Origin of the sequence: Ancylomarina salipaludis, from assembly GCF_004122035.1 — a bacterium.
Classification (GTDB): domain Bacteria; phylum Bacteroidota; class Bacteroidia; order Bacteroidales; family Marinifilaceae; genus Ancylomarina; species Ancylomarina salipaludis.
In genome coordinates, this window is the sequence record NZ_SAXA01000006.1 from 26,669 (window position 1) to 46,847 (window position 20,179).

The 20,179-nt window shown below is 37.3% G+C and carries 16 protein-coding genes; 4 read left to right on the forward strand and 12 right to left on the reverse strand.

Annotated elements, in window-relative coordinates; genetic code table 11:
• Positions 1–22 precede the first annotated feature (22 nt).
• The 4 genes from EO244_RS07845 to EO244_RS07860 all read right to left on the reverse strand — a co-directional run bounded on the left by EO244_RS07845 (position 23) and on the right by EO244_RS07860 (position 5,001).
• Entirely contained in the window at positions 23–1,756 is a 1,734-nt protein-coding gene (locus EO244_RS07845; RefSeq protein ID WP_129254114.1) for a bifunctional metallophosphatase/5'-nucleotidase, read from the reverse strand.
• A gap of 144 nt (positions 1,757–1,900) precedes the next feature.
• Complete coding sequence (locus EO244_RS07850; RefSeq protein ID WP_129254115.1) at positions 1,901–2,710, reverse strand: Spy/CpxP family protein refolding chaperone; 810 nt, start codon at positions 2,708–2,710, stop codon at positions 1,901–1,903.
• A 231-nt stretch (positions 2,711–2,941) separates the two neighbouring features.
• Entirely contained in the window at positions 2,942–4,537 is a 1,596-nt protein-coding gene (locus EO244_RS07855) for a S41 family peptidase (RefSeq protein ID WP_129254116.1), read from the reverse strand.
• A gap of 11 nt (positions 4,538–4,548) precedes the next feature.
• Positions 4,549–5,001, reverse strand: a complete 453-nt coding sequence (locus EO244_RS07860) for a deoxycytidylate deaminase (RefSeq protein ID WP_129254117.1) — start codon at positions 4,999–5,001, stop codon at positions 4,549–4,551.
• Between the two features lie 492 nt (positions 5,002–5,493).
• Here EO244_RS07860 and EO244_RS07865 point away from each other — a divergent pair, with 492 nt between their 5' ends.
• Both EO244_RS07865 and EO244_RS07870 read left to right on the forward strand, forming a co-directional pair.
• A complete protein-coding gene (locus tag EO244_RS07865; RefSeq protein ID WP_164977443.1) occupies positions 5,494–7,368 on the forward strand; it encodes a gliding motility-associated C-terminal domain-containing protein in 1,875 nt (624 codons plus the stop codon).
• 45 nt (positions 7,369–7,413) lie between these two features.
• Positions 7,414–8,994 (forward strand): PorP/SprF family type IX secretion system membrane protein, encoded by a 1,581-nt coding sequence (locus EO244_RS07870; RefSeq protein ID WP_129254119.1) that lies wholly within the window; start codon positions 7,414–7,416, stop codon positions 8,992–8,994.
• A gap of 20 nt (positions 8,995–9,014) precedes the next feature.
• On the opposite strand, the gene EO244_RS07875 is transcribed toward EO244_RS07870, so the two are convergent.
• The 6 genes from EO244_RS07875 to arsC form a co-directional block, all read right to left on the reverse strand.
• Positions 9,015–9,524, reverse strand: a complete 510-nt coding sequence (locus tag EO244_RS07875; RefSeq protein WP_129254120.1) for a thioredoxin domain-containing protein — start codon at positions 9,522–9,524, stop codon at positions 9,015–9,017.
• A gap of 103 nt (positions 9,525–9,627) precedes the next feature.
• The gene (gene scpA, locus EO244_RS07880; protein ID WP_129254121.1) at positions 9,628–11,784 is read right to left on the reverse strand and encodes a methylmalonyl-CoA mutase; all 2,157 of its coding nucleotides are present in this window, start codon (positions 11,782–11,784) and stop codon (positions 9,628–9,630) included.
• Positions 11,785–11,832: 48 nt separating this feature from the next.
• Positions 11,833–13,695, reverse strand: a complete 1,863-nt coding sequence (locus EO244_RS07885) for a methylmalonyl-CoA mutase family protein (protein ID WP_129254122.1) — start codon at positions 13,693–13,695, stop codon at positions 11,833–11,835.
• Positions 13,696–13,898: 203 nt separating this feature from the next.
• Complete coding sequence (locus tag EO244_RS07890) at positions 13,899–14,984, reverse strand: endonuclease/exonuclease/phosphatase family protein (protein WP_129254123.1); 1,086 nt, start codon at positions 14,982–14,984, stop codon at positions 13,899–13,901.
• A gap of 39 nt (positions 14,985–15,023) precedes the next feature.
• On the reverse strand, positions 15,024–16,409 hold the full coding sequence (gene fumC / locus EO244_RS07895) for a class II fumarate hydratase (protein WP_129254124.1): 1,386 nt from the start codon (positions 16,407–16,409) through the stop codon (positions 15,024–15,026).
• A gap of 54 nt (positions 16,410–16,463) precedes the next feature.
• Positions 16,464–16,805 (reverse strand): arsenate reductase (glutaredoxin), encoded by a 342-nt coding sequence (gene arsC / locus EO244_RS07900; RefSeq protein WP_129254125.1) that lies wholly within the window; start codon positions 16,803–16,805, stop codon positions 16,464–16,466.
• Positions 16,806–16,922: 117 nt separating this feature from the next.
• Between arsC and EO244_RS07905 the strand changes: the two genes are divergently transcribed.
• Positions 16,923–17,123 (forward strand): DUF6132 family protein, encoded by a 201-nt coding sequence (locus EO244_RS07905; protein ID WP_129254126.1) that lies wholly within the window; start codon positions 16,923–16,925, stop codon positions 17,121–17,123.
• A 70-nt stretch (positions 17,124–17,193) separates the two neighbouring features.
• Complete coding sequence (locus EO244_RS07910; protein ID WP_129254127.1) at positions 17,194–17,613, forward strand: acyl-CoA thioesterase; 420 nt, start codon at positions 17,194–17,196, stop codon at positions 17,611–17,613.
• Positions 17,614–17,681: 68 nt separating this feature from the next.
• Here EO244_RS07910 and EO244_RS07915 read toward each other — a convergent pair whose 3' ends face one another.
• Positions 17,682–19,343, reverse strand: a complete 1,662-nt coding sequence (locus EO244_RS07915) for a diphosphate--fructose-6-phosphate 1-phosphotransferase (protein ID WP_129254128.1) — start codon at positions 19,341–19,343, stop codon at positions 17,682–17,684.
• Positions 19,344–19,626: 283 nt separating this feature from the next.
• Positions 19,627–20,169 (reverse strand): ribosome maturation factor RimM, encoded by a 543-nt coding sequence (gene rimM, locus EO244_RS07920; RefSeq protein WP_164977444.1) that lies wholly within the window; start codon positions 20,167–20,169, stop codon positions 19,627–19,629.
• Positions 20,170–20,179 lie beyond the last annotated feature (10 nt).

Sequence of the window (20,179 nt, forward strand, 5' to 3'; positions counted from 1 at the left end):
GTTTACTTATCTCTAACGTGGTTTAATTTTCGCCATATAACAACTCATACTCTCGATATTTAGCCTGCTGCCACCATTCTTCAGGGCTCACATTCCAATTGTTATTGCAGCTCACTTCCACCACCTTTTTTTCTTCAATCCACTTCATTAAATAGAAGCGTAAATCTTTTGTTGTCGAATTGACTAATCGCTTAGACAATTCTTCTTTTGATAGACCGGCCCCTTCAGTTAAATGACCGCCGCCGCCATTCCCACGATAGGAATTCAAAGCGACCTTATACATCTTTTTCAAATCAAATGGCTGTCCATTCGTCATTTCATTAATCGTGATTCGATTTCCTTTATCTGCCTTCAAATTCAGAGTATAATCAATTCCTTCAGCCGAATCGTAATTAAAAAACATCGTGCTTAATCGATTTCTATTTTCTGAAGATTCAATAAATAGCATTGGATCATCCTTCTTTTCCATCTGACGAAACCACTTATCGTAACTAAATTCCAGAAAATCTTTGATTTCCTGCCCGGTCAGATTCATGGTATAAAGCAAGTTTTCGAATCTGTACAATTTAAATAAATCCCGAACCTGAAGCATACCCGAATCGATTTGTGCATTAAAGGATAAGGGGGCAGTAAATGATACATCTGCTCCAGTTAAATCGAGTTGAATGTTGTGAATCAGATCCGCAAAAGGAGAATCGCCGAACATGGCATCACTGGTTTTAATACTTCTTGTAAAACGTCCTACCGGGCGTGAAACGTAATTGTTAACCTCGTCAAAATCTGACTGAAAATGTGATTCAAAAGCTTTCGACACAGGTAATGTTTTAACATCTTGTAATTTGGCATCAAGCTTTTTAGTGTAAGTTTTTTTATCCGCGTTTAATTGAAAATGAACCGTCACATCAGCTAAAAACTGAGCTTTTGATTTTGAATTGATGATCAAAACTTTTTGTTTATCAACATTATCAACCCACTTGATTGCTTCCTGGTGATCGTGACCACAAACCATCACATCAAATCCAGGAATCGTTTTTGCAACCTGCCAAACCGCATTTTCTCTTATATCTGATTTTACCTCACCCAGCTCTCCCATACCCGAATGAAACAATCCAATAACAAAATCCGGATGTTCCTTTTCTTTGATGATTGCCATCCATTTTTTAGCAGAGATTTCTAAATCCTCAAACCGGATACCTGACCAAATTTTCTCTGGCAACCAATTTGGTATAGCCGGCGTTATAAAACCAATAACCGCTATCTTAACCCCTTCTTTTTCAAGTATTGTATAAGGCTGAAAATAGGGTTTCCCGTCTGTGACCCGAGTCGCATTAGCTGCCATCCAGGGAAAAGCAAACTCCTTTACCAAACGATCGTAAACCTCATGCCCGGGTTCAATATCATGATTCCCTACAACTCCGGCATCATATCCCATATAATTCATCACCTCAGCACAAATATGCTTCTGTTTGGTTTTCTCAAAATTTGAATAATAGACCATCGGATCTCCCTGAAGAATATCGCCATTATCCAATAACAAAACATGTTGATCTGTCTTGATGCGTTCCTGAGTAATATAAGAATAAGCCTGAGCCAACGAACTTTTAGCTTCTCTGTCATTTACCAAATCGTAAGGAAACAAGGCGCCATGCACATCTGTTGTAGCTAATATTTTAAGAGTCAGATTTTCTTTTCGATCTGTCTGACAAGCAGAAAAGAACAGTAAAATAAGTAGTATATAAAAAGGAGTTGACTTCATATCTTTAATTTAGAATCATAATATTAACATCTGATTTCAGACTAAGCTTTATAAATCAGAATGTCAGAATTTTAAAATGAATCTTCAAAAATAGAAAAAGGTTTCGGAATACCGAAACCTTTTAACAACAGAGAAATTAAGTTCTTATTTAAAACATCTTTGCATTCTTGCCTTACCGTTTTTATGCATATTATATGGTCTCGACAAAAACAAAACCAACTGATCCTTATCTAAAATATCCCGAATCTCTTTCTGATTTTTAACCCGTTCTTTAGCCAATTGATTTTGAATGGCTGAAATTCGATTAAGATTGGATAATATCGCATTCTTATTAGGCTGCTCATCATTTAATAAATGTTTTTGCTTCAAACGAAGTTCCTGCATTTCTTCCCTTAGGTTTTGAGTTGCATTTTGATGTGCCATCCTCAAATCCTTCATTTGGTCCTGCTGTTTTTCTGTCAAACCTAAAGCATTGCAAAAACCTTTTCCTTTTCGGGACATTTGAGGAGCTCCTTCTCCTCTGTGCATTTGACCTCTTCCAGACCTCATGTGCTGATCTTTCATCATTGGGCAGTCTCCTCCCCAATTATTGATATTACACTGCTCATCACTCCAAAGGCCCTTAGTTGCTAATTTCATATTGATTTGCTCTTCCATCAACTGCTTTTTCAAAGCTGTTATTTTATCAATATTTTCAAGAATCTTGCTTTCGTCCAGATTCTCTGCAGACATCAGTGTTCTTTGATAAGCTTTAAGTTCATTCAATTCATTCTTTACATCAATAGTAGCCTTGGCGAACTCAATCCTGGCGGCTTTGAGCTCCTGTTTCTGCTCATCCGTCAATTGAAGACACGCTCTCTGTGGTCTATCCGCTCTATTTCTTCTTTGTGCCTGACTCATGCCGCTAAAAAGCATCAGGGCCACAACAATACAAGTTGTTATTTTAGTTTTCATATCACTATAATTTTACACAGTTGTTCTTCTTAAAAACAAAAGAGCCAACTATCATGAAACATGGATTATATTCTTCGTGATCCTTGGAGATTTAATTATAATGGATCCACTCCCCGTGTATCACACATTTGGAATTTAGACTTTAAGCCTTTCAGAAGGTTTAATTTCTAATCAAAAAAAAAGATCTACCCGTTGGGCAGATCTTAAACTATTAGATTTATTTGAATACGATTAGTCTTTCATATTAATCACATAATCAATGGTATTATCTAATTTTCTGATAATAGGATAAAAACCTTCATCATCAATTAAATCGCGGGCAATGTAAGCCTTGGTCTGAGTTTCAATAATCTCTAATGAACTATTTAAACCTTTTTTATCCGTTTTAACCCCTGCCTCCTGACAATATTTTGTCAATTCTTTTATCAAAGGTTTATTTTTTAGATAGGCTAAAATCTCTTCAAGTTTAGTAAAGTTTTTCATTTCTGATCGATGCACGTCCACATAATGGAATGCAAATCGATAAATCAGACCTTTACGATTTAACTCACGGAAATAGTTGGAATATCCATTGGTGTCAACCGGAATAAAAACATCCGGCATAATACCACCCCCACCATATACAATATGACCAGCTGGGGTTTTAAATTTCAAGGAGTCTGCAAAATGAATGGAGTCTTTCTTTTCGAACTCTCCGTGAACAAATCGTTTTGTTATATCATTATCGTAAGCCTCTTTTCCTTTTGAATAAGACTTTTGAATACAACGACCTGTTGGTGTGTAATATCTGGCGACAGTTAATCTCATGGCTGAACCATCGGGCAACATGCGCTGTTCCTGAACCAAACCTTTTCCAAAAGATCGACGTCCAATAATTTTTCCTCGATCGTTATCCTGTATCGCACCGGCAAAAATCTCACTGGCTGAGGCTGAAAATTCATCGATGAGAATAACAATCGGTAAATCCTGGCAATGTCCTCTTCCCGTTGACACATAGTCGGTTTTGGCTTGAGATTTCCCTTCGGTATACACAATCATTTTACCTTCAGGCAAAAATTCATTAATCATATTGGTTGCGGCAGACAGGTAACCACCTGTATTCCCTCTAAGATCAACAACTAATTTCTTTACGCCTTGACTTTTCAGTTTCTCTAATCCTTTTGAAAATTCATGAAAAGTTGTTGCCCCAAAACGACTCACTTTGATATAACCCAATTCATCATTAATCATATAGGCCACATCCACACTGGCAACAGGAATTGAACCCCGAATAATATCCAGTTCTATTAAATCTTTAACACCACGACGAACAATACTAACTTTCACCCCTGTACCTTTGGGTCCTTTTAGCTTGTCCATTATAAAATCATCATTTATATCCGGCCCAACTATTGAAATACTGTCAACCTTCACAATTCTGTCACCAGCTAAAATCCCACCATACTCAGAAGGTCCGCCTTCCACAACTCTGACAACGGCAACCGTATCACGGTAACGAATAAATTGAACGCCAATCCCTCCAAAATTTCCTTTCAAATCTTCATTGAAACGCTGCAGGTCTTCAGCAGGTATGTATACCGTATGCGGATCTAAATCTTTTAATATAGCAGGTATAGCTTGTTCTACCAATCGCTTGGCAGAAACAGTATCTACATAATCTTCGACAATCATATTCAAAACAGCATCCAATTTATGGCTAGCAGTTGAAGCCGGCGATTTAAAAACACCTGATGTTGAATGAGGCTGAAGAAAAGAATTAATAAACATCCCTAAGATAATAGCCATTGCCAGTAAAATAGGGAGAAACATCTTCATTTTATTATTCATCCTTTATGGTTTTATAAGTTCTTACTATCTATAAATTTAACCTCAATCCCTGCTCTTATCAACAAATCTTTACCATCATTACAATGGTAAGCTTCAGAATAAACAACCCGATTGATACCTGCTTGAATAATCAACTTAGCACACTCAATACAGGGAGTTGCCGTAACATACAAAGTTGCCCCTTCACTACTATTACTTGATTTAGCAACCTTGGTTATAGCATTTGCCTCGGCATGAAGCACATAAGGCTTTGTTTTATTCATATCGTCTTCGCAGATATTTTCAAATCCGGAAGGCGTTCCATTATAACCATCAGAGATAATCATCTTATCCTTCACAATTAAAGCGCCTACTTGCCGACGTTTACAATAAGAATTTTCAGCCCATACAATAGCCATTCTCAGATATCTACAATCAAGCTTCTCTTGCTTTTCTAAAAGTTCCGTACTCAAAGTTTCCTGCATGTTATGGTTTTTATTTAGTAGGTATTAAACAAAAATAGAAAAAATTTAAGCTTGCTGAATTTATTAAGCTCCAAGTTTCCTTATTTATTTTTATCTGCTTAACGAAGTATTGTTTACAAAGACTAAAAGATAAAATAAAAGTCTATTAATCATTACAAAATCATAAGTAAAATCTAAAATCAAGTCTCTTCAAAAAAGAGTCTTCGACAAATTTAATTCTAACGATTTTAATTATATTAGCCAACCAAATATCCGGAAAAAATACGCTTTTTAGAATGGAAATAGTCCCCAAACATTCTTTTAAAAGTAAATTAAATCAATAAAATATGAACCCCAAACACCCAATGATAAGAATCATAACAAACAGCTAAATATATGCCCCTAAATATACGCCTATCCTATACTTTTAAATTTTGCATTTTTCTATTTTATCTAATCTTCCCAGACGCTGAAATCTTCGCTTCACAAACCAAACCCCTGACCTCAATAAGCGTGTCTACAACTGATTCAAAATTATGCCTTGGAGAAACGTGTACTATTCTACTAAACACGACCGAGACAGGTGTGCAATATCAATTGAAAAATATAAATACAGGTAGTTTTGTTTCAAACACAATTACAGGAAACGGTTCAGAAGCAAATTTCAATCCTATTACACCATCTGAAACAACAACTTACACTGTAATAGCAACCCATATTGCCAGTTCTGAGTCTGTAAACTTAAATGCAAACATCAATATTCAAGTTGTACCCTTGCCTATCACGAGCTTAGATGTAATACCCACACACAATTCTTTGTGCGTTGGAGAAAGTACCAGCATTCGAATTGCTGATAGCGAAACTGATGTCTTATATCAGATTGTAGGTGGAGCCAACACCAATGAAAATACACTTTTAGGAAATGGATCAACCCTTTTGATCGAAAATTTTGAACCCTTTCGAAGTGCTACTTACCATGTTAGTGCCATAAAAGAAGGCTGTGAAACAAAGGTTGCATTGACAAAAAATTTCTTATTGGATGTTCGACTTCCACCTGAAACGCAACTACATATCTATTCTGACAAAAGAGCAATTTGTGAAGGTGAAGAAGTTCAACTCTCTCTTTCTCCATCTGACCCGGAGGCTGATTACCAACTGCTTGATAACGCAACACGTATCGGAAAAGCAATAACGGGAAATGGTGGTTATATCGATTTTAATTTAATTAAACCTTCAGCAACCACCACCTACAGTGTGAATGCTAAGGGACATTTTTGTATCGATCCGATTAAAGTAGATTTTACATTTAAGGTAGATGTTCATCTACCTGCTAATCCAAACAAAAATCTGGTTAGTAACAAAACCGAAGTTTGCCAGGGAGAATCTTTAATTATAGGTGTTGAAGATAGTCAGGAAGAGGTCATTTACCAACTTCACGATGGAACTAAATTTCTTGATGCTCAAATTATTGGAAATGGTGAAGAAGCCAATTTCCCGGAAATCTATCCTGAAAAAGACGCTTATTATTTTGTTTACGCAAGAGATATGGTTTGTCCGGATAAATTAAGATTAAATGATCAAATTCATCCAAGATTAATTAAAACCAGAGAGTTTCCGATCGATAACTTTGCCACCCCCGGAGAGATTTGTCTTGGGGAAATGGTTGATATTGAATTACCACTAACCGAAAATCAAGTCACTTATCACCTATACGATAAAAATATCAGTGTAGACCATATTACAAGTAATGGAGGGCCTATTGTTTTTGAAAACCTCTTGGCTGATATTGATTCCAGATACAAAATCTTAATTGACAATTGTGTTGATGAAGTGATTGCGGCAGAGCCAAAATTAGAAATCCATTCTACCCCACATGTTCATATCACCACAAATGATGAAGTCAATGGCTCTGACGGAAAAGTAGATATCCTTGTAAATGGCGGAGTTGCTCCCTATACGTATATCTTTGAAAATTATAAAACAATTGTAAGCGACGAAAACCTTATCGAGCTTAATGAAATGAAAGCGGGCAACTACAAATTAGCTGTTGTTGATGCTAATTCTTGCAAATCAACAGATGTCGGAGACGACTTTACAATTGAATTTAACAACCCGAAAAATTACGAAGTCAATGGTGTGCTTACTCCCAATGGGGATGGTCGGAATGATACCTGGTCAATCAGTTACAATCCTGAATGGGATGCTCCTGAAGTTAGAGTATTCAACATTTACGGACAAAAGGTCTTTCATGCTCATGGCTACCAAAATGATTGGAAAGGAACCTTTAATGGTTCGAAACTCCCCAATGGCTCCTATTTTTATCTCATCAAATTTAACAGAAAAAATGTCGCTCCCATAAAGGGAATACTATCCATTCTTGGAGATTAACACGTATAAAGCTTAATGAATTTGATTTAAACACAAGCCTCATCCATGAGAAAACGCTATACCACAACCCCTCTCTACCGATTTTTATCAACTAGCTTTGTACTGGCATTCTGTTTTTTATTTCAGGTTGATGCCCAGCAGGTTACTCTGGTTGATCAGTATTATATCAATCCTGGTATTTATAATCCTGCTGCTATTGGCTTCAATAATCAATTTCAGGCTTACTTATTAAGAAACGAGAAATTTAGAGATTTTGATGGCGGGCAAACCTTTCATTCCTTTACCCTTGATGCAGGATTGAAAGATGGTAAATACGGTGTTGGCATTAACCTTTTCAACAATAATATTGACATCTTTAATACAACTCAAGCCGAATTTGCATATGCATACCAAATCAAGATAGATGATAATCAATTCCTGCGTTTGGGACTTTCAGTCGGACTTTCAGATTTTCGTCTGAATTTAAGCAAAACCAACGCTGACATGAATGATGTTTTTTTGCAAGCAGGGCATTACAACAATACCGAATTTGTTGCCAACATAGGTGCCTTTTACACCAATAAACAACTCACACTGGGTTTTGCCATACCGCAACTGATCAATCAATCCAATCTTTCGAAATATGATGCCAACGATCTCTACAGACAATCTCGTCATTTTCTTCTGTCAGGAAGCTATGAAATTCCGATATCCCAAATCAAAAATCTCTCATTTGTGCCCAATTTTATGATGCGCTACATCAAAAACAGCCCCTTGCAATTCGATGTTAATACCTTGCTCAAACTTAAAAACAAAGGCTGGTTTGCTGTCAATTACAGGAATAAGTATGCCATCGGTCTGAACCTTGGGGTCAATGTTTTGGAAAACTTCAAAGTTGGCTACTCATACAATGTAAATACCCAGAATACCGCACACATTTCAACAACCAATCATGAATTCCTTATCGGATATTCTTTTAGTAAAACGTCTCATCAAAAAGAAAAAAAAGAAGTGGAATATTTAAGGGATATTCTCAAAGAAAAATATCAGCGAATCAATCGCTTAGAGGAAGAATTAAAGAAGTATGCTGAAGATAGTCGATTTAATGATCAGGACAGAGATGGCGTATTAGACGAAAATGACGATTGCCCCAATACGCCTCCCTTTTATAAAGTTGATGACAGGGGCTGCTCTTTAGACACCGATATGGATGGTATTGCTGACAGTGAAGATATGTGCCCTGACAAACCTGGAAGCTACACCAACAATGGTTGCCCGGAACAAACAGAAATACGTATTCCTCTTGACAAAAATTTAGAAAATTTATTCTTTGAATTTGGGAAAGCCACATTGACTGAACTTTCAAAAGAAAAAGCTGATGCTGTTATTTCCATCATGAAGGAACATAATGACTATGTCTTAAAACTGCATGGGCACACCGACGATATTGGCTCAGAAAAACTCAATAGAGAGTTAGCCTACAAACGCTTGATTACCCTTCACGATTATCTGATTAAACACATTGTCACTGAAAATCGAATTATCATTATGCCACATGGAGAAGGTTCTCCATTAGTTGAAAATACAAATGAAAAAAGTCGTGCGTACAACCGAAGAGTTTACCTGGAAATGTATTCGTATGAATAAAGTTTTTTAGACTAAAAAATCTATTGCAGAATTTCAAGTAAATCAGCCTCTAAGCTTACTTTGGGACTCTCAACAATTCGCCCTATTTCTTTTGTCCCCTTGTAAACAATTAGAGTTGGAACCAATTTCACATCGATAGATTTGAGATCAATCCCCAGAGCTTCCTTGTAGGTGTCCATGGCAAACATTTCCAATTTTGACATTGGAAATTTCATGGTCTCTAACAACTTTATCAAACGTGGTACTTGTTGATGACTATCGTGGCACCATGTTCCCAAAACAAGGGTCATTTTAAGACCGGAGAAGTTCTTTTTCTTTAAATCTGACAACAAGTTGGTATCTATCTTATAAGCCTCAAATTCCGGCTTAAACCAATCCGCACAAAGCGAGTCTTTCAAACCATCTAAGTTGATCTGTCCACAAAGAATTTCACCTTCAACACGATCATCAATTTTAATCTGATTCAGATTTTGTGCCATTCCGGCTAAAGAAAAAAAGCTTAATACAAAAAATATAATTTGAGTTTTCATTAATTATAAATTTGAGTTGTTAGTCAGGTAGCAAGATAATTAAATCCATAAAAAAACCTGCCAGAGAACTGACAGGTTTTTAATATAGTGAATCGGGAGTTGCTTACTCCTGATTGTTTTCGATAAGAAGTTCCAACATTTGGATGGCACAACGTGATACTTTGGTACCAGGACCAAATACACCAACAACACCAGCTTCATATAGGAAATCGTAATCCTGAGCTGGAATCACACCACCTGCAGTCACCATGATATCCTCGCGTCCAAGTTTCTTCAATTCCTCGATAATAGCAGGAACCAAAGTCTTGTGACCGGCAGCCAATGAAGAAACACCAACAATGTGAACATCATTTTCTACAGCTTGCTTAGCAGACTCTTCAGGAGTTTGGAACAATGGTCCCATATCCACGTCGAATCCTATATCGGCAAAACCAGTCGCAACAACTTTACCACCACGGTCGTGACCGTCCTGACCCATTTTTGCAACCATGATACGAGGACGACGTCCTGACATTTCTGCAAATTTATCAGCCAACTCTTTCGCTTTAGCGAAGTCAGCATCTTGTTTTGATTCTGATGAATACACGCCTGATACAGTTCTAATTACAGCTTTATATCTTCCACATACTTCTTCACATGCATCTGAAATCTCACCTAATGAAGCACGTAATTGTGCAGCCTTAACAGCAAGATCCAATAGGTTACCTTCGCCACCATTTGCACATGCAGTAATCGCTTTAAGAGCAGCTTGAACAGCAGCCTCATCTCGATTCGCACGAAGTTTCTTCAATCTTTCGATTTGAGCAATACGTACAGCAGTATTATCTACTTCAAGAATATCCAATGGATCTTCTTTCTCAAGACGATACTTGTTAGTTCCTACAATAGTTTGAGTATTAGCATCAATCTTAGCTTGGGTACGAGCAGCCGCCTCTTCGATACGAAGTTTTGGAATACCAGACTCAATCGCCTTAGCCATACCACCTAATTTCTCAACCTCTTCGATATGAGCCCAAGCTTTATCTACCAACTCCTGAGTCAATGACTCAACGTAATATGAACCAGCCCAAGGATCTACCGCCTTACAGATAGTTGTCTCATCCTGAATATAGATCTGAGTATTACGAGCAATACGTGCAGAGAAGTCAGTTGGCAATGCAATTGCCTCATCCAATGCATTGGTATGCAATGACTGAGTGTGACCCAATGCAGCAGCCATCGCCTCGATACAAGTACGTCCAACGTTGTTGAAAGGATCCTGCTCTGTTAATGACCAACCTGAAGTCTGAGAGTGAGTACGCAATGCCATTGACTTAGGATTCTTAGGATTGAATTGTTTTACAATCTTAGACCATAATAAACGACCCGCACGCATCTTAGCAATCTCCATGAAGTGATTCATTCCAATCGCCCAGAAGAAAGACAAACGAGGTGCAAAAGCATCAATATCCATACCTGCGGCTACACCTTTTTTCAAGTACTCAAGACCATCAGCAAGAGTATAAGCCAACTCGATATCTGCTGTAGCACCTGCTTCCTGCATGTGGTAACCCGAGATCGAAATAGAGTTGAACTTAGGCATCTTCTGTGAAGTAAATTCGAAGATGTCAGCAATAATTTTCATTGAGAACTCTGGTGGGTAAATATATGTGTTACGCACCATGAATTCCTTAAGGATATCATTCTGAATAGTTCCGGAAAGTTGATCCAATCGAGCACCTTGCTCTAAACCTGCAACAATGTAGAAAGCCAATACAGGAAGTACAGCACCATTCATTGTCATAGATACTGACATTTGATCCAATGGAATTTGATCGAAAAGGATCTCCATATCAAGAATAGAGTCGATAGCAACCCCTGCCTTACCCACATCACCAATTACACGAGGATGATCTGAATCGTATCCACGGTGAGTTGCCAAGTCAAATGCTACAGAAAGACCTTTCTGACCAGCAGCAAGGTTACGACGGTAGAATGCATTTGATTCTTCAGCAGTAGAGAAACCTGCGTACTGACGTACAGTCCAAGGACGCAATGGGTACATCGCTGAATAAGGTCCACGTAGGAATGGTGGCAAACCTGAAACATAGTTCAAGTGCTCCATACCTTCTAAATCTTCCTTGTTAAAAGCTGTTTTAACCGGAATTTGCTCTGGTGTCATCCAAGATTTTTCGATGCCGTTTTCCTTTTCCCATTCCTGAGAAGTCGCAGCAGCTCTTTGAGATGACTTGATATTTATATCTTTAAAATTTGGTTTCATTTTCTTCTTTTTTGCAATTAGTGTTTCCTAATAATTAAAATTCACTAATTAAATTCCTAACTCAGCTTGATATGCTTTCAAAGTTTCAAGAACGTTAGATTTCACGTTAACGAAATTCTCAATACCCTTAGCTTTTAACTCGTCAGCACATGCAGGAGCTCCTGCAACAACAAGAATTGCTTTTCCTTCAAGTGCTTCGAAAAGCTCAGGAGCAATAGTTGCGTACTCATCATCCGATGAACAAATCACAACAATCTTAGCATTCTTTTCTGTTACGAATTTCACACCTTCTTCTACTGAAGTAAAACCATTATGGTCTTCAACATCAAATCCGGCACAAGCAAAGAAGTTACACGCAAACTGTGCACGAGCCTTACGCATATTCAAGTTACCGATAGGGAACATCATCACTTTAGGACGACCATTTTCTTTAGCGTAAATATCAGTCTTGTTACGAAGAATTTCAAAAGCCTGAGCACCACGGTATGGCTTCAAAGTTTCGCATACTGCATTCTCAGCAGTTTTATCTTCTGGTGTCAATACTGATTCAGGAATTGTTTCCAAAACTTCACCGAAGTTAGGGAATTGGTTTGTTCCTAAGAAGTTTTCTTTACGAGTCGCAATAGCTAAATCTCTTTTCTGAGCTGTCGCTTTAATCGTTTCCTGAATAAATCCAGCTTTGAAAGCAGCAAGGTATCCACCTTTATCTTCAACAGCTAAGAATAATTTCCATGCCTCATCAGCAATTGATTCAGTTAATGACTCAATATAATATGAACCAGCAGCAGGGTCAGCAATCTTACCCAAGTGCGATTCTTCTTTCAATAATAATTGTTGGTTGCGAGCAATTCTTTCTGAAAATTCAGTTGGTTGTTCGTAAACTGAGTTGAAAGGATTTACGGTGTATGAATCTAAACCACCCAATACTGCAGACATAGCCTCAGTTTGAGTACGCAACATGTTTACATATGGATCGTAAACCGACTTGTTCCAGTTTGAAGTCTCACCGTGTACAAACATTTTGCAAACAGCTTCGTTTGAAGCACCAAATGCTTTTACAATGTTTGCCCAAAGCATACGACCAGCTCTTAGCTTCGCAATCTCCATGAAATACTTAGAGCTTGTTGCAAAGTTAAAACGGATTTTAGGAGCAACCTCATCAACTGAAAGACCAGCTTCGATCATTCGTCCAAGGTATTCAGCACCTGCTGCTAAAGAGAAACCTAATTCTTCAACAATTGAAGATCCTGAGTTGTTGAATAAACTTCCACCAACTGCAATAACCTTATAGTTAGGAAGGTCTTTCGCTGCTTCAATAGCTTCTTTAAGATAGTTGAAAGAGCTTTCTTCAGACTGGCAAAAGTTACCAACTGTACTGAATCCAGAAAGAATGTCAATAGAAACACCACCTTTAACTTTATCCAAAGCGATTCCTTTTTCAGTAGCCAAAGCTTGTAAGTTTTGAATCAACTCAACTGAAGAATGAGATTTTGTGAAGTTAATTTCAACACAATCCATATAGATACCATCCAACAAAGTCGCTAATTCTTCTTTGCTAATTGATTTCCAGTTAAGAACGAATCCTACTGAATCGATACCTTTGTTCAAGATATCAAGTGCCTTTGCATTGGCTACTTTTACATCTTCAACACTAATATCCTGGCGAACTAACCAATCATTGTTATCCTTCTTATTACCACGAACATATGGAAAGTCTCCCGGATAAGTATTCATGAAGGCTTTGTCATCCATGTTCTCCAGTCTGTAGAAAGGCTGCACATTGAATCCTTCATTCGTTCTCCAAACTAACTTTTTATCAAAGTCAGCCCCTTTAAGGTCTTTAGTGATTTTGTCAATCCACTCTTGAGTTGATTGAGGAGCAAAGTCACTAAAAAGTTTATTATCTGCCATAACTGTAACTGTTAATGTAACTGTTTTAAAATTAGAGCCTAAAAATAAGGCCTTTTTATCATTTAGGGATTGAAAAATTTAATGTTTTGTATCATGTTTATCAAACAGCTTATTGATTCCGAATTTTTAATTACGAATAACAAAATAAATTCAACCAAATACAGATCTATTTCACTGACATTGAAATTCTTTTGAAACGCACATTAATTACCTGGCAATTCATAATTAACTGTGATAGGTGCATGATCCGAAGCTTCCATCCAATCCTGAATCGTTGTTCCGGAACCCGAAACAAAATTCCTATTTGTGAAAATATAATCCGTTTTGCGATTCCAAAAGCCGTTTTTATCAGTTGTATGTGTAAAGTGTCTGGCATTATCATTGGAATATTCACCCAAACAAATTGCCGACTCGTAAACTTCATAATAGGGCGTCATCCAATCAGTTTCAGCACTGTAATCATCCGCTTCGTAATCAGCATCCTCACAAACTGAATCATCAAAATTCCGGGTTTGCTTTGTATTTGGAGGTAAAGCATTAAAATCACCTGCCAATATAAAAGGCAATCCCTTAGAGTTTAAAGAATCGGCATAATGCTTAATTATTTCAAGCTGCTGCTTCTTTGTGTTGTCCTTTGCGTAAGCTGATGCATGTGTATTGAGTAAATTCAATTCCCCGCCTGAATATTTCAATTTTGCATGCAAAAGATTCCGCTTCAAATAAAAATAACGAACAATAAAATTCTGTTCGTCAATAAGAGGTAGGGCTATTCTTTTAGCATCTGAAAGTTCCCACTTAGTCAAAATTGCATTACCCGAATTCATCTTACCAATCCCATCGCTGGGAATATACTTCGCCTTCCATTGCGAGGCATAAACGCCATAATTCAGAGCTGTATGATCCAATAAATACTGAACCTGATTGATAAAATCCGACCGTTTGGCATCAATATCTACTTCCTGCAAAAAAAGAATATCAGGATTTACCTCCCGAATCTTTTCAGCCAAAATAGTCAGATTCTGCTCAACCTCCCCCTTTTCCATAATTACCCTATCTCCATGGCAATCGAAAAAGAAATCAATTCTCCCACCACCAAACTTTACATTCCAGGTCATCACTTTAAGTGTATCCGGAAGTGAAACATTTTCAGATTCAGAAGCCTCAAAATAACTGACCTCACGACCTATCCTTGTTCCAAAAGGATCACAAGCAGCCGACAGCATGGATAGAACAACTAAATACATTTTTCCTAAAGTCCTCATCTTATTACTGATCTTTAATTTTAGCATGAATTTTAAAGCTTGATATGGTACCTACCCTCTCACGGGTTAAATCATTTTTTTAGGATCAACCCATTTGTCAAATTCTTCCTGACTGACATAGCCCAATTCAAGAGCTGATTCTCTAAGGCTTTTATTCTCAGCATAAGCTTTTTTAGCTATTTCTGCTGATTTTTCATAACCAATATGCGTGTTTAAAGCCGTTATCAACATCAAGGAATTATCCAGATATCCCTTTATTCTTGCTTTATCAGGACGAAGCCCCTCTACGCAATTCTTAGTAAAGGAAACACAGGCATCACCAAGCAATTGAGCCGATTGTAAGAAATTGTAAATGATAAGGGGTTTAAAAACATTCAACTCAAATTGCCCACTTGATCCGGCTATAGTAATTGTTGTATCATTCCCCATAACCTGAGCACAAACCATACTTAAAGCTTCAACCTGTGTGGGGTTTACTTTTCCGGGCATAATAGACGACCCGGGTTCATTTGATGGAATAATAAGTTCCCCAATACCTGCTCGCGGCCCCGAGGCCATCAATCGAATATCGTTTGCAATTTTCAAAAGTGATACAGCAGTTTGTTTTAGAGCTCCGTGAGCCTCAACTAAAGCATCGTGAGATGCTATGGCTTCAAATTTATTTTCAGCCGACCTAAAAGACAATCCTGTAAATTTTGAAATATAATCAGTAACAATCTCTCCATAATTCGCTGGAGCATTCAATCCTGTACCAACCGCTGTCCCCCCAAGAGCTATTTCACGTAAATGAGACAAACTGTTATGAATCGCCTGTATAGCATGATCCAATTGAGAAACATATCCCGTGAACTCTTGTCCCATAGTCAATGGGGTAGCATCCATCAAATGAGTCCGCCCAACTTTAATAACATCACTCAGTGCTTTTGCCTTATCATCAAGAGCATTTCTTAAAGACTTTATGGATGGAATCGTGAGATTAACCAATTTAATATGGGCTGCAATATGCATTGCAGTTGGAAAAGTGTCATTTGATGATTGAGATTTGTTAACATCATCATTGGAATGTAGAAATGGAACACCCTTCCCCAATTCATTCCCCTTTAATACATGAGCCCGATTCGAAATTACCTCATTAACATTCATATTGGTTTGAGTGCCCGAACCCGTTTGCCAGATAACCAAAGGGAAATGTTCATCAAGATATCCCTGAATTATTTCATCACAAACAGCCGAAATTAAATCTCTTTTATCTAAACTTAAGATTCCTAACTGGTGATTGGTATACGCTGCCGCTTTTTTTACATAGCCATACGCTCTGATCAAATCGATAGGCATTGATGCTTCGGGTCCTATTCGAAAATTTTCAAGGGACCTTTGAGTTTGAGCTCCCCAATATTTATCTATAGGAACCTTAACCTCTCCAAGCGTATCATACTCTACCCTATATTTCATCTTTTATGAGTTTCGGTTAATAACTATAATCGAAAATTAAGCAGCAACAGAATATTATAAAATCGAATCCATCTCTTCAGCTGGTACTGCAAAAATGGCTTTGTGATTGCTCACCACAATTGGGCGTTGGATCAATTCAGGCGACTCCAATAAAATCTTAATCCACTCATCGTGATTAAAAATCTTATCCTTATAATCAGTTTTATACAATTTTTCATGAGTTCGAACAATTTCCTGAGGCTCCTTATTCATACGTTTTAAAACATCCTCCATTTCCTCAACAGTATAAGGCTCTTTTAAATACAAGCGAATCTCTGGTTTCAGTCCTTTTTCTTCTAAATAGGCAAGTGCTGCTCGTGATTTTGAACAGCGTGGATTGTGGTAAATCTTTAACATACTTTGTTTTTAAGGTTTGAATAACAAAGTTAGGCATAAAGTTTTGCTTGAGAAATAAATACTTTAAGGTCTTAAAGAAGAAAAACAATGATAAATTTACCTTCAAATTAATTTTAGATGAAGAAGCTGATCAAAAATAGAAAATTCGAAATCATTGGAGGAATCGTTGGTATCATTGGTGGTTACCTTTACTGGAAATATGTAGGCTGTATTAGTGGCACCTGCCCTATTCAGGCAAATTGGTATTCAATGGTACCATATGGACTGATCATGGGAGTACTCCTTGGCTCCATGTTTAAACCCAAAAAAGAGAAATAAATACTTTCATGTCTGAATTACAAGCATCTTTCGTGAATAATTTCTAATTTTGCTTTCTCAAAACAAAATTATGGACTTCAATCACAAAAAGAAAATACAGATTCGCTTTGGCGATATCGATATCATGGGACACGTAAACAATGGTGTTCAGCTCAGTTATCTTGACCTGGGTCGTTTAGATTATTTCGAGCAGATATATGGGCAAACCATCAATTGGAATGATGCGGCATTAATCGTTGCACACCTCGAAATTGACTACTTATCTCCTATCCTATTAAAAGACCATATTGAAGTACACACTTGTATTCATAAGATTGGAAACAAAAGCGTAGGCATGACTCAAAATATTGTCGATGCCATTACAGGTGAGATCAAAACAAAAACCAGTCAGGTGATGGTTGCCTATAGTCAAAAGCTTGGTGAAAGCATTTCAGTTCCTGAAACATTAAAAATTAGAATCAGAGAGTTTGAAGAAACTACAGTTGGCTAAAATCCATTGTATTCAAGATACTGAAAAAAATGCGCTAACCTTTTTAGATTAGCGCATTTTTTCAAGAACTATACCATCACAAGTTCTTCTTGCTGAATCGTTTCTTGTTCGAGAAAAAGTGTTTCAGATGGGGCATCACAAACCTCACTTGGCCCAAAGTATTGAATCGGTCCAGGATAGATGTATGAGGTATTGGTTGCCCATTCTTTTCGCATTGATCGGAACCTTAAAAATGGTTTACCTTTTAAATCAACCAAAGCTTTTTGGATAACGGGTTTCACATCACCATTTCGTCTTTCCAAATTCATCATCATGGTAATGGGTACGCCACCAGCGATCCAATTCTCCGGACTTTGAGCCGTATTTTTAATAAAGGCCATATAGCCTGTTTTGCCCGCATTAATCAATAATGCTGCCGTATAGCCCAGTGAATAACAATAATCTGCATCAAAATTAGACGGAGCAGCACAACGCCCTTCATAGCCGAAGAAATGGTTCTGCGCATTGAATTTACCGTGAAACGACTGATCCTTATCCAAACGATCAGCAACCATATCAATCAGTAATTTTTCTGTTTCAATTTTAGAAACCTGAACGTTTCCATGCGGATCTCTATCAAGGCTTAATTGTTTTGCAAAAGAAGCGGGTAGGCTTGAATACACCTTGGCCGATTCTTCACTCAAAGCTTCCGTGATTAAAGTTCTTTTTTCCTGACTTGTTTTGAGAAGATAATATTCTGGTTGTGAAGCCAAAATATCATTCAATTCGGCAATCAATTTTTTAATTGAAGGCATAAACTCAACCAATCCTTCAGGAATTAAAACGGTTCCAAAATTCTCCCCTTTATTGGCTCTCTTTTTAACAATCTCAGCAATTTGGCCAACGATTTTATTAAGTGTTAACTTATATTTCTCTATTTCTTCAGAAATAATCGCAATATTAGGCTGGGTTTTAAGAGCACATTCCAAACTGATATGTGAAGCCGAACGCCCCATCAACTTAATAAAATGCCAATATTTCTTTGCCGAGTTAGCATCTCTCTGAATATTGCCAATCAACTCACTATAAACCTTACAAGCTGTATCGAAACCAAAGGAGGTTTCGATAAAGTCGTTTTTTAAATCGCCATCAATGGTTTTCGGGCAACCGATAACCTGAATCCCAACATTTCTCTCTTTAAAATATTCCGCAAGCACACAAGCATTGGTATTCGAATCATCACCTCCAACAATTACAAGTGCGTTAATATTATTTTTTAAACAATTGGCAATTACCCGGTCATAAGAAGCTTCATCCTCAATCTTGGTTCTGCCGGAACCAATAATATCAAAACCACCCGTATTTCGGTAATCATCAACAATATCTTCATCGAGTTCGATAAACGAGTTATTTAGTAAGCCATCGGGACCACCAATAAAACCGAATAGCTGATTTTTTTTATTTAGTTTTTTGAGCGCATCAAAAAGTCCCGAAATGACATTATGCCCGCCCGGAGCTTGCCCGCCTGAAAGCACAACACCCACATTCATAATTTGATTTTCAGTAATATCACTGGGCGAAAAAGTCACCAACGGCAATCCGTAAGTATGAGGAAACATTGCTTTTATAGCTTTCTGATCAGCTATCGATTCGCTCACTTCACCTGTAACCAGGCTTACACTTTTTTCTAATGATTTGGGTAATTTGGGAATGTATCTGGATCTTGCCTTTTGGAGTGGACTCTTAATCATTTCTCAGAAATTAATCTTAAATCAAAAATGGTTGCAAACATTAAAAACACTCAGACTAATCTCCCAAGTGCCTATTTCAAACGTTTGCGACAAATGTCGGTAAAATAAATAGATCTGACAAGATAAAACTAAACAGTTTAGTTACAAATCATAATAATTTCAGGGAAATCTTAATAAAGGGCTTTAGAAAGAATTTAAGCCATCAAAAAATAAGCTTGGAGAAAGTAATTAGAACTCAAATTTAGAGTCGGATAATCAAAATAGGGATAAAAAGAAAGGTTTTTTAATCTTCAAGATAAAGGTCGATCAATCCTTCAGGGGTAGTCATTGTAATGGATTTATCATCCTCATCAATCTCGACGAAGTTTTCATCAGCAAAAGGAATCATCACTTCCTGACCATTTAACTCAAGTACCAAAACTATATTACCCGAAAAGTCTTGAATATCATCAATAATTCCAATTTCTCCTCTTTCTTCATCGATATAAGTAAACCCGATTAAAGCACTAGCTTCAATCTCATCCTTATCTTCGAAATAATTGGGAGCATCCTTGAAAGGGACATAAATATCACAACCAATAAAACGGGTTGCTTTTGCCTCGTTCTCCATATCCTCGAGAAGAATACGAACGGTGGCATGGTTTCTTGGAGTTAAACCATGTGGGGTAATGAAAAAAGGAACCAGTCCTCCGTCTATATCGACAAGGACTGATTCCAATTTATATTTTTCGAGAAGATCGCCAGATTTTTTTGCTACAAGTTCACCTTTTACTCCATGAGTTTTGATAAAACTCCCCACAAAAAAACAATCTTCCTTCTTAAACATGCAAAATAAA